Here is a 13,907-nt window from a genome sequence, read left to right on the forward strand (position 1 = left end):
GATGACTTTGAGGCGGCTGTTATAGCTGCCTCATTATTTATATATTGGAGAAATTATGATTAAGGATGAAGATATAAGCAGATTCGAGCAGCTCATCGGTTACACATTCAGAGACAAACAGCTTCTTATTCAGGCTTTTACTCATAGCTCTTTTGTAAATGAGCAAAAGATAAACAGGCACCCTGACTATGAAAGGCTTGAGTTTCTTGGTGACGCTGTGCTTGAGATGATCTCAAGTGCCTATCTGTTTAGGAAATTCCCTGATAAAAAAGAGGGCGAAATGTCCAAGATGAGAGCATCACTCGTTTGTGAAGGTGCTCTGGCCTTTGATGCAAAAGAGCTGGATCTTAAAAGCTACATTCTTCTCGGAAAAGGAGAAGAAGCAACCGGAGGCCGTGATAAAGAGTCAATCATAGCCGATGTAATGGAGGCTGTTATAGGAGCTCTTTTCCTTGATGGAGGAATCGAGCAGTCTAAGCGTTTTATTGACAGCTATATACTCACAAACACAGATGCTGTTGTAATGTTTGGAGATAGCAAATCAATGCTGCAGGAAGTAGCCCAGGGAGAAAATTTGGGCGAAGTAAGGTATGAAATATGTGGCGAAAGTGGACCTGAACATGATAAAATATTTGAGGTCCGCGTTTATGTCGGAGATAAGAATTTGGGAGAGGGGACAGGAAAGACCAAAAAGGCTGCGGAGCAGAAAGCCGCCAGTCAGGCTCTTCTTGTATTAAAGAATAAGCAGTAATGTACTTAAAAAGTATTGAGATTCATGGCTTTAAATCTTTTGCCAATAAGATAAAGTTCGATTTTCACAACGGTATAACAGGAATCGTAGGACCTAACGGCTCAGGTAAGAGTAATGTAGCTGACGCAGTAAGGTGGGTTCTTGGTGAACAGCGTATCAAACAGCTGCGTGGCGGATCCATGCAGGATGTTATTTTCTCAGGCACAGAGCTTCGAAAGCCTCTTGGCTATGCTTATGTTGCCATCACATTGGATAATTCCGACCATTCCCTTGCTATTGATTATGATGAAGTAACTGTCTCCAGGCGTCTTTACCGCTCCGGAGAGAGTGAATATATGATAAACGGCTCATCCTGCAGACTTAAGGATGTAAATGAGCTCTTTATGGATACCGGTATCGGTAAAGAGGGCTATTCCATCATCGGACAGGGCCAGATTGACCAGATTCTCTCAAGTAAGCCCGAGGACAGGAGAAATCTTTTCGATGAAGCTGCCGGAATCGTTAAATTCAAGACCCGTAAGGAAACAGCCATCAAGAAGCTCGAAGAGGAAAAGATTAACCTGACAAGACTTTCAGATATTCTCTCAGAGCTTGAGAAACAGGTTGGACCTTTGGAGAAGCAGTCAGAGGTTGCAAAAGAGTTTTTAAGACTTCGTGAAAGACTTAAGACCCTCGACGTAAATATGTTCCTGGTTGAGAACAAGCTCCAGAAACAGCAGCTCGAAGAAGCTGAAAACAATTACAATGTAGCTACAGAGTCCTTGGAAGAAGCAAAAGGCAGCTACGAAAAGACAAAAGAAGAATACGAAAACATCCAGAAACAGCTGGAAGAAATAGATAAAGAGATCGATGAAGCAAGAGCTAAGATCACTGATTCATCAGTTAAAAGAGAAAAGCTCGAGGGACAGATCGGTATCCTGAACGAAAAGATCAAGTCAGCAACTGACAATGACGCTCATTTCAAGAAAAGAGAAAAGGATGAGCGTGAAAAACTCGAAGTCAGATATGCGGAAAGAGATAAGTACCTCGAGGAAAAAGAGGCAATTGACAAGGAAGCAGAAGGTCTTTTGTCAGACAGAGAAAGTGCCAAGAAAGAACTCGAAGCAACTCTTGCTCAGATTGACAGTATTAATAACGAAATTGAAGAGTGCAAGAGCACTATTATCAATACCATTAACACCAGATCAAACATCAAGTCCAAGCTCAGTTCCCTTGATACCATGAAGGAACAGGTAAACATCAGAAAGGCTGAACTTACAGGCAAACTTGTTCGTGCCCGTTCCGATGAATCAAGGCAGGAAGAGACTTTGAAGAAACTCAGGGATGAATTTGACAGCATAACTGCCGAGATCTCTGAGATGAACAAAAAGCAAAAAGAAACTGAGAAAGAAGTACTCAGCATCCGTGAAACCATGAGCATCAAGGATACTGAGCTCAGAAAGACCCAGGAACTCTTCCAGCAGGAGAAATCAAGACTTGAAGCTCTTGCAAACCTGACTGAAAGATATGAAGGCTATGGCGGTAGTGTTAAAAAGGTCATGGAGCGAAAGGAAGATAACAAGGGAATCATCGGTGTCGTTGCAGATATCATAAAGACCGAGCCTAAGTATGAGACAGCTATTGAGGTTGCCCTAGGTGGAAATATCCAGAACATTGTCACAGACAATGAAGAGACAGCCAAGGAGATGATCGCATATCTCAAGCAGTCAAAAGCAGGAAGAGCAACTTTCCTTCCTCTGACATCGCTTGATAATCCTCCGGAGCTCAAGGCAAAAGAAGCTTTGGAAGAGCCGGGAGTACTTGGAATGGCTGATGAGCTTGTTAAGACCGATCCCAAGTATAAAAAAGTTGCGAAAGCAATGCTTGGCAGGATTGTCGCAGTTGATAATGTTGACAATGCCGTTAAGATTGCAAGGAAATACAAATATACCGTAAGAATGGTAACTTTAGAGGGTGAGCTTTTGGTACCCGGCGGAGCTATCAGTGGTGGTGCTTTCAAGAACAACTCAAACCTTCTCGGAAGGCGAAGAGAAATGGAAGATCTTGAAGCTAATGTAAAGAAGTACAAGCAGAAGGTAGAAGATACTCAGGCTGAGATTGATGGCCTTAAATCCAAGAGAAATGAGCTTCGCACTCTTGCAGAAGAATTAAGGACTGAACTTCAGGGAAAGTTCATTGCTCAGAACACTGCCAGGATCAACGTTGAAAACGAGGAGAAGAAGCAGGAAGAGCAAAAGGGTTCATACTCAGACCTTAAGACAGAAAATGCCGAGATTGAGAGTAAGCTCAGCGAAATAGCTGCTGAGAAGGAACAGGCTCTTTTGCAGTTGAAAGAATCTGAAGAACTCGAGAAACAGTGCTCAGAGAAAGTTCAGACCTTCCAGGGTCAGCTCGAAACTCTCCATCAGGACGAAGAGGTCAAGAACGAAAAGGTTGCAAAATGGGATATCGAGTACGAGAAATTCGTACAGAAGCAGGATTTCCAGAAGCAAAACCTTGACCGTATCAATGCAGATATCGAAAGTGAAGAGGAAGCATTAGAAGAAATCCTTGAGACCATCAAGAAAAATGATGAGTCTCTTGCGCAGAGTAAAAAGGATATCGAAGAGATAAAGCTCACTATAGAAGCTTCTACAGATGTCCAGACAGATGCAACCAAGGAACTTGAAGAAAAGAAAGAAGCCAAGAATGCGCTTTCTGTTTCTCAGAAGGAATTCTTTGATAAGACACAGGAACTCAACAAGCAGATGTCTGACCTTGAAAAAGAGGTAATAAGACTTGTTGGTAAGAAAGAGAGAGCTCAGGAATCCATCGAATCTCAGATCAACTACATGTGGAACGAGTATGAGATTACTCTTGCAGATGCAGCACAGATGAGAGATGAAGAGATGACTGATATTCCATCCATGAGGAAGGAAACACATACTCTCAAGGATTCTATCAAAAAGCTTGGTGACGTAAATGTAAATGCCATTGAGGACTACAAGAACCTCATGGAGAGATATACCTTTATGAAGACACAGCATGATGATCTTATCGAGGCTGAGCAGCAGCTTAAAGAGATTATTAAAGACCTTGATGAATCTATGAGAAAGCAGTTCATCGAGCAGTTCGAACTCATCAACAAAGAGTTTGATAAAGTCTTCAAAGAGATGTTCGGAGGCGGACACGGTGCACTTGAACTTGCTGAGGATGAAGACGTTCTTGAAGCAGGAATCAGGATCAATGCACAGCCACCGGGCAAGAAACTTGTTAATATGATGCAGATGTCCGGAGGAGAGAAGGCCCTTACTGCAATAGCTCTTTTGTTTGCTATTCAGAACTTAAAGCCTTCACCATTCTGTCTGCTTGATGAGATTGAGGCGGCTCTCGATGAGAATAACGTTGTACGTTTTGCCAAATATCTTCACAAGCTTGCAAGCACACAGTTTATTGTTATTACTCACAGAAGAGGTACAATGGAAAGTGCCGACAGACTATACGGAATCACCATGCAGGAGAAGGGTGTATCTACCCTTGTCAGCGTAAACCTGATTGATAAGGAGCTTACAAACTAATGGCAAAAGGCTTTTTTGCAAAACTTCAGATCGGACTTGCCAAGACCAGAGATAAATTTCTTTGGGGAATGGACAATGTCTTTTACGATGATGCATTTGTAGATGAGGAGTTCTATGAAGAACTTGAAGAAGTCCTTATTATGGCTGATATCGGCATCAACGCAACCAGCAGGATCATTGATAAACTAAGGGCTCAGGTCAAGGAACAGGGAATTATTCACCGTGCCAAGTGCAAAGAGCTCCTGGTTCAGAATATCAGAGAACAGATGAGAACTGATGGTGATGACTACAGCTTTGAGAACAAGAAGACAGTAATCTTTATCATTGGTGTTAACGGCGTCGGTAAGACAACGACTGTTGGTAAGCTTGCTTCCATTTACAGAAATAAAGGCAAGAAAGTAATTATCGCAGCTGCCGATACTTACAGAGCTGCAGCAACTGAGCAGCTTGCTACCTGGGCTGAGAGAGCTCAGACTCCCATAATAACAGGACGTGAGGGAGGAGATCCGGCCAGCGTTATCTATGATGCAACATCAGCTTTTAAAGCAAGGGACTGCGATATTCTGATTGTTGATACTGCCGGAAGACTTCATAACAAGAAAAACCTGATGGAAGAGCTTGCCAAGATGAACAGGATCATTGACAAAGAGCTTCCCGGAATCTGGCGCGAGAACTTCATTGTTCTTGACGGTACAACAGGCCAGAATGCCATCAATCAGGCAAGAGAATTCGGAGAAGCAGCCGACCTTACAGGTATAGTTCTTACAAAGCTTGACGGAACTGCCAAAGGTGGTATTGCCGTTGCTATCGTATCCGAGCTTAATATCCCCGTTAAATATGTGGGTGTCGGCGAGGGTATTGATGACCTTGAGAGATTTAATTCAGATGAATTTGTCGATGCACTCTTTGATGTAGAAAGAGATGATGCAGAGACTGATAATGATAAAGATGAAGAAAATAAAGAGGAACAGGAGAATAGCAATGGCTGACGAAAACAAGATGACCCTGGACAAATTTGAAGAAGCGTATGAAGATGTCAAGAAAGTAACCCTTGATACCAAACTCATTTACAGTGACTACTGGAGCTCAGTTACTGGTGGTAAGGTTTATTTAAAGCCTGAAAACCTTCAGAGAACCGGTGCTTACAAGGTAAGAGGTGCTTATTACAAGATCACAACTCTTACAGATGAAGAGCGCAGTAAGGGACTTATTACAGCATCTGCCGGCAATCACGCACAGGGTGTAGCATACGCTGCAAAACAGTACGGAGTAAAGGCTGTTATCTGCATGCCTACTTCAACTCCTCTTATCAAAGTTAACAGAACCAAGGCGCTTGGTGCAGAAGTTGTACTCTACGGAGACGTATACGATGAGGCATACCAGAAAGCCCTTGAGCTTGCCAAGGAAAACGGATATACACTGGTTCATCCTTTTGATGATCTTGATGTAGCAACAGGTCAGGGCACAATAGCCATGGAGATTATTAAGGAACTTCCTACAGTCGATGTGATCCTTGTACCAATCGGTGGAGGCGGACTTGCAACAGGCGTTTCAACACTTGCCAAGCTCCTTAATCCCAAGATCAAGGTAATAGGTGTAGAGCCCGCCGGTGCTAATTGCATGCAGGAGTCATTTAAGGCAGGACATGTGGTAACGCTTCCTTCAGTAAACACAATTGCTGACGGTACAGCTGTTAAGACTCCCGGAGAGCATATTTTCCCTTACCTTCGTAAGAACATTGATGAGATAATCACTGTTCCCGATGAAGACCTTGTTGTTTCATTCCTTGATATGGTTGAGAACCACAAGATGGTGGTTGAGAACTCCGGTCTTTTATCTGTTGCAGCGCTCAAGCAGCTTGATCTTAAGGATAAGAAGGTTGCATGCGTACTTTCCGGCGGAAACATGGATATCATCACCATGTCTTCAGTTGTTCAGCAGGGTCTTATCATGAGAGACCGTATATTTACGGTTTCAGTTCTTTTACCTGATAAGCCAGGTGAATTATCAAGAGTTTCAGGAATTATAGCCGAAGTAAAAGGAAATGTTATAAAATTAGAGCATAACCAATTTGTTTCAATAAACAGAAACGCTGCAGTTGAGCTTAGAATCACTCTGGAGGCATTTGGAACCGAGCATAAGGAGCAGATAATGAAAGCTCTTAACGACAACGGTTACAAACCCAGAATCGTAAGGACCAATATTTAATGAATTCAAAGAAAATATCACCAAAGAAGAGACTCAAGGAGTATCTGATAATAACATTTGCAGCTCTAATCTACGGAGTTGGAACGAGTCTTTTGGTAGACCCAAATAACCTTGCACCCGGTGGAATGACCGGTCTTGCAATTGTACTTAACAGGCTTGTTGGAATAGGAACAGGTATGTGGTTTCTTATACTGAACATACCTATTCTTCTCATAGCCATTATGAAATTCGGCATAAGATTTACCATTTCAACAATTTATGCCACAACAATGATTTCTGTATTTACGGATCTGTGTACCAAGTACTTCGGACAGTACATAATACACGATATGATCCTTGCTGTTACCATCGGAAGTGCCATGACTGCCGTTGCTATCGGACTGATATTTAAATGTCATGCCACAAGTGGTGGTACGGATGTTATAATTAAACTGTTAAGGCTTCGGTACCCTCATATTAAAACCGGAATTCTCTATATCATGACTGATATGATAGTTCTGGTGATAGCAGCTATAGTATTTAACGATCTTGCAGCTGCTATGTATTCTTTCTTATCAGTTCTCGTTGTCAGCGCAGTTGTTGACTTTGTTCTGTACGGAAGAGACAGTGCCAAGCTTATTTACATCATTTCAGACAGACCGGACATTATTACAGCAAGGCTGTTAGATGAGCTGGATATCGGTGCAACACATGTATTCGCTCAGGGGGCATACAGCGGAGAGAAAAAGAAAGTAATAATGTGCGCTATCAAAAAGAGACTCTCACCTCTTGCTGAAGACATCGTAAGAGAAGAGGATCCAAACGCATTTATGATCATTACCAGTGCAAGTGAGATCTTCGGTGAGGGATACAAAAGCTATTTCGACGAGAGAATGTAAGGTATGAATAATTCAGGGGATTACAGAGTTCGCAGGGGTGTCAGAAATACACAAAATATAGTATCTATTATCTTCCTTAGTCTGGTGGCGCTGATGGCGCTGACCTTCAGCATTGTTCTTCTTATCAGAAATGCCAACCTTCAGAGACAGGAAGATGCCATAAGGAGTGAGCTTGATGCTCTGAATCAGGAAGGCTATTATACTGAGGCAGAGGCATCAAAGCTTGTCGAAGACGCAAAAGAAGAAGCTGCGGAAGAGACAAAGAACTCCATCAGAGCAATGATCCAGCAAAAACTTGAAAATGGAGACGGAGCTACTAGCACTATCAGATCTCTTTTCCCGGATCAGATAGTTGTCGCAAGTTCCGGCAGATATTATTTCTTCCCGATTCTTGATGAGATTGAGCATCATGGATTCGGAGAGGAAGATTTTGAGTTTGACGAGAACGGTTTTCTTACATACGTAGGAGATGATTCTACCGTTGAAGTCAAAAATGGAATCGATGTATCAAGATTTCAGGGTGAGATCGACTGGAAGAAGGTTAAGGCTGCAGGTATCGATTTTGCCATTATAAGAGCAGGCCTTCGCGGTACAACAGAAGGTAAGCTCCTTGTAGATGACTTCTTTGAGGCTAATATTGAAGGCGCAACAGAAAATGGCATCGACGTTGGTGTTTACTTTTATTCACAGGCGCTTGATGAAGATGAGGCAAAAGAGGAAGTTCAGCTTATACTTGACCTTATCGAGCCCTACAAGATCAAATATCCTGTTGTTATTGATGTAGAGTCTGCAGAATCCGATTCAGCAAGAACTGTTGACCTCTCAACGGATGATTATGAGCTTGTTGTTAAGACTTTTTGCGATATGGTCTCTAATGCAGGCTACACACCTATGATCTATGGTAATGTAAAGAGCTTCACGCTTCTGATGGATGCAATTGATGTCGACAATTACGATATCTGGATCGCATATTACGGAACACCTCTTTATTATCCTTATCACTTTAATATCTGGCAGTATACATCATCCGGAAGGGTTGATGGAATCGACGGAGACGTAGACCTTAACATCTGTATAACGGATTATTGATATGGAAAATGGATATGATGCTTCATTATCTTATGAAGCTTATGAGCAAAAAGGATATTTGAACGAGGATTTTCATTTCTTTCATATTAAGACAGAAGAGTCCTTTGATATACCTTTTCACTATCACGACTTTCATAAACTTATCTTAATACTTGATGGAACAGTCAAATATAACATCGAAGGGCTTGAGTACGATCTTATGCCCTTCGATTTTGTGCTTGTTAACAGATTTATGATACATAAGCCGGAAATTGAAGCGCAGCCAAAGGGCAGAGGATACGACAGGATAATTCTTTATCTTTCCGATGATTTTCTAAGTAAGTACGGCCTTTTGGATTCATTTGATAAGGCAAAAGAGCTAAAGAGCTATGTGGTAAGGTTTCCTGCAAATATCAGTGCAGAAATCTTTAATATGTTTGAAACTGTTGAAGCAGATGAAAAGAAACAGGATAAAGAATATGCCGGAAGGCTTACAACACGCCTGGATCTGATGAAAGCGCTTATCGCTTTTAATAAAGCCTGCATTATGGAAGACTTTGGATTTAAGCCTGAGGCCAGATATAACCGAAAGATTATAGAGATAATCGAGTATATCGGAAATAACTTAAACAAAGACCTCTCAATTGATCTTTTGGCTGATAAGTTTTACATGAGCAAGTACCATATGATGCGTACTTTCAAGAACGAGACCGGGTATTCAATCCATCAGTATATCTCGGAGAAGCGCATTCTTCTTGCAAGAAGCTACATCATGGGAGGAATGCCTGCAACAAATGCCTGCATAGAATGTGGCTTTCGGGATTATTCATCCTTTAGCAGAGCATTTAAAAACCAGCTTGGGATAATGCCTTCAGAAGTTAAGATATAGGCGTCAAGAAAAAATACTTGACACCTATATTTTTTTTGTATATTATACTCATTGTGCATATTTGAGGATGAGGTTAACTATGGAGAAAATCGTTGAACAGGGTTTGCTGTACGATTTCTACGGCGAACTGCTTACAGAACATCAAAAGCAGATATATGAAGCAGCTGTTTACAACGATATGTCCCTGACCGAGATTGCCGATGAACACGGTATCAGTAAACAGGGAGTACATGATCTTATAAAAAGATGCACGAAATCACTTCAGGAATATGAGGATAAGCTCCACATGATCAGACGCTTTGAGGCAATCAAGACTCAGGCTGAGAGACTTAGGGATGCATCCGGCGGAGATAGAAATCTTTTGGATATTTCTGAAAAGATATTAGAGGAGCTTGGTTAATGGCTTTTGAAAGTCTTACTGATAAACTTCAAAACGTATTTAAAGGCCTAAAGAGCAAGGGTGTCCTCACCGAGGCAGATGTTAAGACTGCTTTAAAAGAAGTAAAGATGGCTCTTCTTGAAGCTGATGTAAGCTTTAAGGTGGTTAAGCAATTTATAAACTCCGTACAGGAGAGAGCTATCGGTGAAGGAGTACTAAACGGTCTTAATCCCGGACAGATGGTCATCAAAATTGTTAATGAAGAGATGACCTCTCTTATGGGATCTGAAACAACCGAGATTCAGTTTCAGCCTGTAAATGAGATAACTGTTCTTATGATGTGCGGTCTTCAGGGTGCAGGTAAGACAACTACAGCAGCCAAGATAGCAGGTAAGATCAAGCTTAAAGGCAGAAAGCCACTTCTTGTTGCCTGCGACGTTTACAGACCTGCAGCTATAGATCAGCTGAAGATCAATGCTGACAAACAGCAGGTAGATTTCTTTTCAATGGGGACTGACGTAAGTCCTGTTGAAATAGCTAAGGCTTCAATCGATCACGCCAAGAAGAACAACAATAACGTTGTTATCATCGATACAGCTGGTCGACTTCAGATAGATGAAGCAATGATGAAGGAGCTCATTGACATCAAGGAAGCGGTAACTGTTCATCAGACACTTCTGGTAGTTGATGCAATGACCGGTCAGGATGCAGTAAATGTAGCATCTGAGTTCAACGAGAAGGTTGGAGTTGACGGTATAATCCTCTCCAAGATGGACGGCGACTCAAGAGGTGGTGCGGCTCTTTCGACAAAAGCAGTTACAGGTAAGCCTATTCTCTATGTTGGTATGGGTGAGAAACTCTCAGACCTTGAGCAGTTCTATCCCGACAGAATGGCCAGCAGAATCCTTGGAATGGGTGACGTACTAAGTCTCATCGACAAGGCAGTTGAAGCCAACGCTCAGATGGATGCTGAAAAAGAAAAAGAGATGGCCCAGAAGATGAAAAAGGGCAAACTCGATTTTGAGATGTATCTTGAGAGCATGAAGCAGATGAGAAACATGGGCGGACTTGGCGCTATCATGGGAATGCTTCCCGGAATGGGCAAGATCGGTGATGATCAGCTTCCTGATGAGAAAGAACTCGCAAGGTTAGAGGCTATAGTTCTTTCAATGACTCCCGAGGAGCGCAAGAATCCCAAGCTTATGAGTCCACAGAGGAAATACAGGATCGCCAAGGGGTCAGGTAATGACATCGCAGCTGTCAACAGATTCATCAAACAGTTCGAGCAGATGAACAAGATGATGAAGCAGATGCCCGGCCTTATGGGAGGCAAGAGAGGATTCGGTAAGTTCGGTAAATTCGGTAATCCTTTCGGCGGCAAGTTTTTCTAAAGATATGTCTTTACAGCAATAGCTGTTTGATACATATAAAACTAACAACAATAATTTAATTATTTAAATGGAGGAAATTTAAAATGGCAGTAAAAATCAGATTAAAGAGAATTGGTAAGAAGAAGGTTCCTTTCTACAGAATCATTGTTTCAGATTCAAAGGCTCCTGTACAGGGTAAGTTCATCGAGGAGATCGGAACATACGATCCTAACACAGATCCCAGCACAGTTAAGGTTAACGAGGAGCTTGCTAAGAAGTGGCTTTCAAACGGTGCACAGCCAACTGAGTCTGTAGCTAAGTTATTCAGACAGGCCGGCATTCAGAAATAATATTTTTCTTTTTCATTAATATGCCGGAGGTTAATCATGAAAGATTTAGTTGAAGTTATCGCAAAAGCGCTTGTTGATAACCCCGATGAGGTTGTTGTAACCGAGAAAAAGGACGGGCGTAATATAATGATCGAGCTTCATGTTGCACCTTCAGACATGGGCAAGGTAATTGGTAAACAGGGCCGTATTGCCAAGGCAATCCGCGCTGTAGTCAAGGCAGCATCAACAAGAGAAAACATCAAGGTTGATGTAGAAATTGTTTAATTAAGGATAGCCGAATAAGATATATTTCTTATTCGGCTTTTTTTCTAAGGAGAACAATGAATTACCATATTATGACTCTTTTCCCTGAAATGATAGAGCAGGGGCTCTCTACGAGTATAATAGGAAGAGCAATAGAAAAGGGCTTCATTTCCTTTGAGGCTATAAATATAAGAGACTATTCAGGTGACCTCAAACACCATAAGGTGGATGATTACACCTATGGCGGCGGAGCAGGCATGCTTATGCAGGCTCAGCCTATATATGACTGTTATAAAGCAATTGAAGAGAAAATTGATTCAAAACCAAGAGTAATATATGTAACTCCTCAAGGCTCGGTATTTACTCAAAAAATGGCTGCAGAGTTTGCACAGGAAAAAGACCTTGTGTTTTTGTGTGGACATTATGAGGGCGTAGATGAAAGAGTTCTGGAAGAGATTGTTACAGACTATGTCTCGATCGGAGACTATGTCCTTACCGGAGGAGAGCTTCCGGCTATGGTCATGATAGATGCAATATCAAGGCTTGTTCCCGGTGTTTTAAACAACGATGAGTCAGCACTGACCGAGAGCTTTGGAAACGGCCTTTTGGAATATCCTCAGTACTCAAGACCTGAGGAATGGATGGGTAAAAAAGTACCGCCGATTCTTTTATCAGGTGATCACAAGAAGGTTGATGAGTGGAGACTTGAGCAGTCCCTTATCAGAACTAAAGAGCGAAGGCCGGATCTCTACGAACAGTACATGATCGAGAATCCGCCTAAACCGGAGAAAAAGAAACGCAAGAGAAAACCTAAGCCGGAAACGGAAGGAGAATAAATGACAGAATCATTTCAGGTTGGAGTAATTGCATCAACACACGGTCTTGCAGGAGAAGTGAACGTATTTCCCACTACTCAGGACCCGGATAGATTTAAAAAGCTTAAAAAAGTTACTCTCCATACCCAGAAGGGTGAGGAGATCCTTTTGGATGTCGTAAGCGCAAGATTCTTTAAAAAGTTTGTAATTGTTAAGTTCAAGCAGTTTAACAACATAAACGAAGTTGAAAAATTCAGGGGATGCGAACTGACAATTGACAGAAAAGATGCCATTAAGCTGGAGAAGGGCGAGTATTACTGTGCAGATCTCATCGGACTTACAGTTGTAGATGAGGAAGGTGTTGAACTTGGTACACTCACAGAAATTCTTCAGACAGGTGCCAATGACGTCTACGAGATGACTTTAAAAGACAGTGAAGAGAAGATTTATATTCCTGCGATAAAAGACTGTGTAAAAGAAATCGATATTGATGCAGGAAAGATCACTATTCATGTGATGCCGGGGCTTCTTGGCTGAGTTATTGCCTTAAAATAGGTCGCAAGAGTTGTTAAAAATCATTAATTGGATTATAATATAAGTTAAATATATTTAGTATGTATAACTTTGCGCATACAAGATGTTGGGGTGAAAATTATGGTAGATTATACAGAAGGTGCCGGATATCAGTACCATACACATGTTAAACCGGGAGACGTAGGAAGATATGTCCTTTTAACAGGAGATCCCGGCAGATGTGAATCTATTTCAAAACTCTTTGATAATCCCGTATTTGTCGCTCAGAATAGAGAATATACTACATATACAGGTACACTTTGTGGTGAGAAGGTAAGTGTTATATCCCATGGAATCGGCGGTGCTTCAACAGCAATCTGCGTTGAGGAGCTTGCCAAATGTGGAGCTGACACTTTTATTCGCATGGGTACATCAGGTGGAATGCAGGAAGAAGTAATAGGTGGCGATATTGTTATTGCAAACGGAGCCATCAGAGCAGAAGGAACATCCAAGGAATATGCTCCTATCGAATATCCTGCTGTCGCTAATTTTGATGTTGTAAATTGTGAACTTCCTCTATAATTAACTCTCGTTACTCATCTTCGTCTTCTTCATCGTCCCACTCATCCCAATCAGGATACTGCTCAACACTTCCAACAGCCTTAAGCAGTGTCGGTGGTTTCTTTCTTGATTCTTCCTCAATCTTCTGAACGTGTATTGTGAACATCCAGTCATCACCATAATCGTAATGCAAAGAAAAGTTCTGTCCTTTTACCAGTTTGATCTCATCGATGGCTATGTCAGTTGAAGGACTACCATCCTCTGGATCATACTGATAACTGTACTCGCTGTACATTCTATTATCCATGCAGAATTCATACAGATG

14 protein-coding genes and 1 pseudogene are annotated in these 13,907 nt (G+C 41.8%); 14 read left to right on the forward strand and 1 reads right to left on the reverse strand.

The window, feature by feature from the left end:
- The first annotated feature begins 55 nt into the window (after nt 1-55).
- The 14 genes and pseudogenes from rnc to G589_RS19605 form a co-directional block, all read left to right on the forward strand.
- Complete coding sequence (gene rnc, locus G589_RS0110365; protein WP_196811873.1) at nt 56-751, forward strand: ribonuclease III; 696 nt, start codon at nt 56-58, stop codon at nt 749-751.
- The gene (gene smc / locus G589_RS0110370) at nt 751-4,308 is read left to right on the forward strand and encodes a chromosome segregation protein SMC (protein ID WP_026522090.1); all 3,558 of its coding nucleotides are present in this window, start codon (nt 751-753) and stop codon (nt 4,306-4,308) included. The genes rnc and smc overlap by 1 nt, the downstream gene beginning before the upstream one ends.
- Complete coding sequence (gene ftsY / locus G589_RS19595) at nt 4,308-5,297, forward strand: signal recognition particle-docking protein FtsY (protein ID WP_051192313.1); 990 nt, start codon at nt 4,308-4,310, stop codon at nt 5,295-5,297. The genes smc and ftsY overlap by 1 nt, the downstream gene beginning before the upstream one ends.
- Nucleotides 5,290-6,516: a threonine ammonia-lyase gene (gene ilvA / locus G589_RS0110380; RefSeq protein ID WP_026522091.1), complete on the forward strand. Its 1,227-nt coding sequence runs from the start codon at nt 5,290-5,292 to the stop codon at nt 6,514-6,516. The genes ftsY and ilvA overlap by 8 nt, the downstream gene beginning before the upstream one ends.
- Nucleotides 6,516-7,394: a YitT family protein gene (locus tag G589_RS0110385; RefSeq protein WP_026522092.1), complete on the forward strand. Its 879-nt coding sequence runs from the start codon at nt 6,516-6,518 to the stop codon at nt 7,392-7,394. Before ilvA ends, G589_RS0110385 begins: the two co-directional genes overlap by 1 nt.
- A gap of 3 nt (nt 7,395-7,397) precedes the next feature.
- A complete protein-coding gene (locus G589_RS19600; protein WP_081669001.1) occupies nt 7,398-8,483 on the forward strand; it encodes a glycoside hydrolase family 25 protein in 1,086 nt (361 codons plus the stop codon).
- 1 nt (nt 8,484) lies between these two features.
- Nucleotides 8,485-9,351: an AraC family transcriptional regulator gene (locus G589_RS0110395; protein ID WP_026522093.1), complete on the forward strand. Its 867-nt coding sequence runs from the start codon at nt 8,485-8,487 to the stop codon at nt 9,349-9,351.
- Between the two features lie 79 nt (nt 9,352-9,430).
- Nucleotides 9,431-9,751, forward strand: a complete 321-nt coding sequence (gene ylxM, locus G589_RS0110400; protein WP_026522094.1) for a YlxM family DNA-binding protein — start codon at nt 9,431-9,433, stop codon at nt 9,749-9,751.
- Nucleotides 9,751-11,121 (forward strand): signal recognition particle protein, encoded by a 1,371-nt coding sequence (gene ffh, locus G589_RS0110405; protein ID WP_026522095.1) that lies wholly within the window; start codon nt 9,751-9,753, stop codon nt 11,119-11,121. Before ylxM ends, ffh begins: the two co-directional genes overlap by 1 nt.
- Before the next feature lie 83 nt (nt 11,122-11,204).
- Complete coding sequence (rpsP, locus tag G589_RS0110410) at nt 11,205-11,450, forward strand: 30S ribosomal protein S16 (RefSeq protein ID WP_022763995.1); 246 nt, start codon at nt 11,205-11,207, stop codon at nt 11,448-11,450.
- A 36-nt stretch (nt 11,451-11,486) separates the two neighbouring features.
- Nucleotides 11,487-11,714, forward strand: a complete 228-nt coding sequence (locus G589_RS0110415; protein ID WP_022767096.1) for a KH domain-containing protein — start codon at nt 11,487-11,489, stop codon at nt 11,712-11,714.
- Between the two features lie 56 nt (nt 11,715-11,770).
- Complete coding sequence (gene trmD, locus G589_RS0110420) at nt 11,771-12,529, forward strand: tRNA (guanosine(37)-N1)-methyltransferase TrmD (protein ID WP_026522096.1); 759 nt, start codon at nt 11,771-11,773, stop codon at nt 12,527-12,529.
- Nucleotides 12,530-13,045, forward strand: coding sequence for a ribosome maturation factor RimM (gene rimM / locus G589_RS0110425; RefSeq protein WP_026522097.1), 516 nt, complete (start codon nt 12,530-12,532; stop codon nt 13,043-13,045).
- Nucleotides 13,046-13,162: 117 nt separating this feature from the next.
- Nucleotides 13,163-13,585: pseudogene (locus G589_RS19605) on the forward strand (nucleoside phosphorylase); the annotation flags it as partial.
- Nucleotides 13,586-13,613: 28 nt separating this feature from the next.
- On the opposite strand, the gene G589_RS0110435 reads toward G589_RS19605, so the two are convergent.
- On the reverse strand, nt 13,614-13,907 hold a 294-nt coding region (locus tag G589_RS0110435), incomplete at its 5' end, for an IS1096 element passenger TnpR family protein (RefSeq protein WP_026522098.1).

The organism is Butyrivibrio sp. VCB2001, from assembly GCF_000423965.1.
Classification (GTDB): Bacteria; Bacillota; Clostridia; order Lachnospirales; family Lachnospiraceae; genus Butyrivibrio.

Bases quoted from the DNA above. Each gene is read 5' to 3' on its own strand.
- rpsP (WP_022763995.1), top strand. From the start codon at position 11,205: ATGGCAGTAAAAATCAGATTAAAGAGAATTGGTAAGAAGAAGGTTCCT.
- ylxM (WP_026522094.1), top strand. From the start codon at position 9,431: ATGGAGAAAATCGTTGAACAGGGTTTGCTGTACGATTTCTACGGCGAA.
- G589_RS0110395 (WP_026522093.1), top strand. From the start codon at position 8,485: ATGGAAAATGGATATGATGCTTCATTATCTTATGAAGCTTATGAGCAA.
- ffh (WP_026522095.1), top strand. From the start codon at position 9,751: ATGGCTTTTGAAAGTCTTACTGATAAACTTCAAAACGTATTTAAAGGC.
- G589_RS19600 (WP_081669001.1), top strand. From the start codon at position 7,398: ATGAATAATTCAGGGGATTACAGAGTTCGCAGGGGTGTCAGAAATACA.
- ftsY (WP_051192313.1), top strand. From the start codon at position 4,308: ATGGCAAAAGGCTTTTTTGCAAAACTTCAGATCGGACTTGCCAAGACC.
- trmD (WP_026522096.1), top strand. From the start codon at position 11,771: ATGAATTACCATATTATGACTCTTTTCCCTGAAATGATAGAGCAGGGG.
- rnc (WP_196811873.1), top strand. From the start codon at position 56: ATGATTAAGGATGAAGATATAAGCAGATTCGAGCAGCTCATCGGTTAC.
- smc (WP_026522090.1), top strand. From the start codon at position 751: ATGTACTTAAAAAGTATTGAGATTCATGGCTTTAAATCTTTTGCCAAT.
- G589_RS0110385 (WP_026522092.1), top strand. From the start codon at position 6,516: ATGAATTCAAAGAAAATATCACCAAAGAAGAGACTCAAGGAGTATCTG.
- G589_RS0110415 (WP_022767096.1), top strand. From the start codon at position 11,487: ATGAAAGATTTAGTTGAAGTTATCGCAAAAGCGCTTGTTGATAACCCC.
- ilvA (WP_026522091.1), top strand. From the start codon at position 5,290: ATGGCTGACGAAAACAAGATGACCCTGGACAAATTTGAAGAAGCGTAT.
- rimM (WP_026522097.1), top strand. From the start codon at position 12,530: ATGACAGAATCATTTCAGGTTGGAGTAATTGCATCAACACACGGTCTT.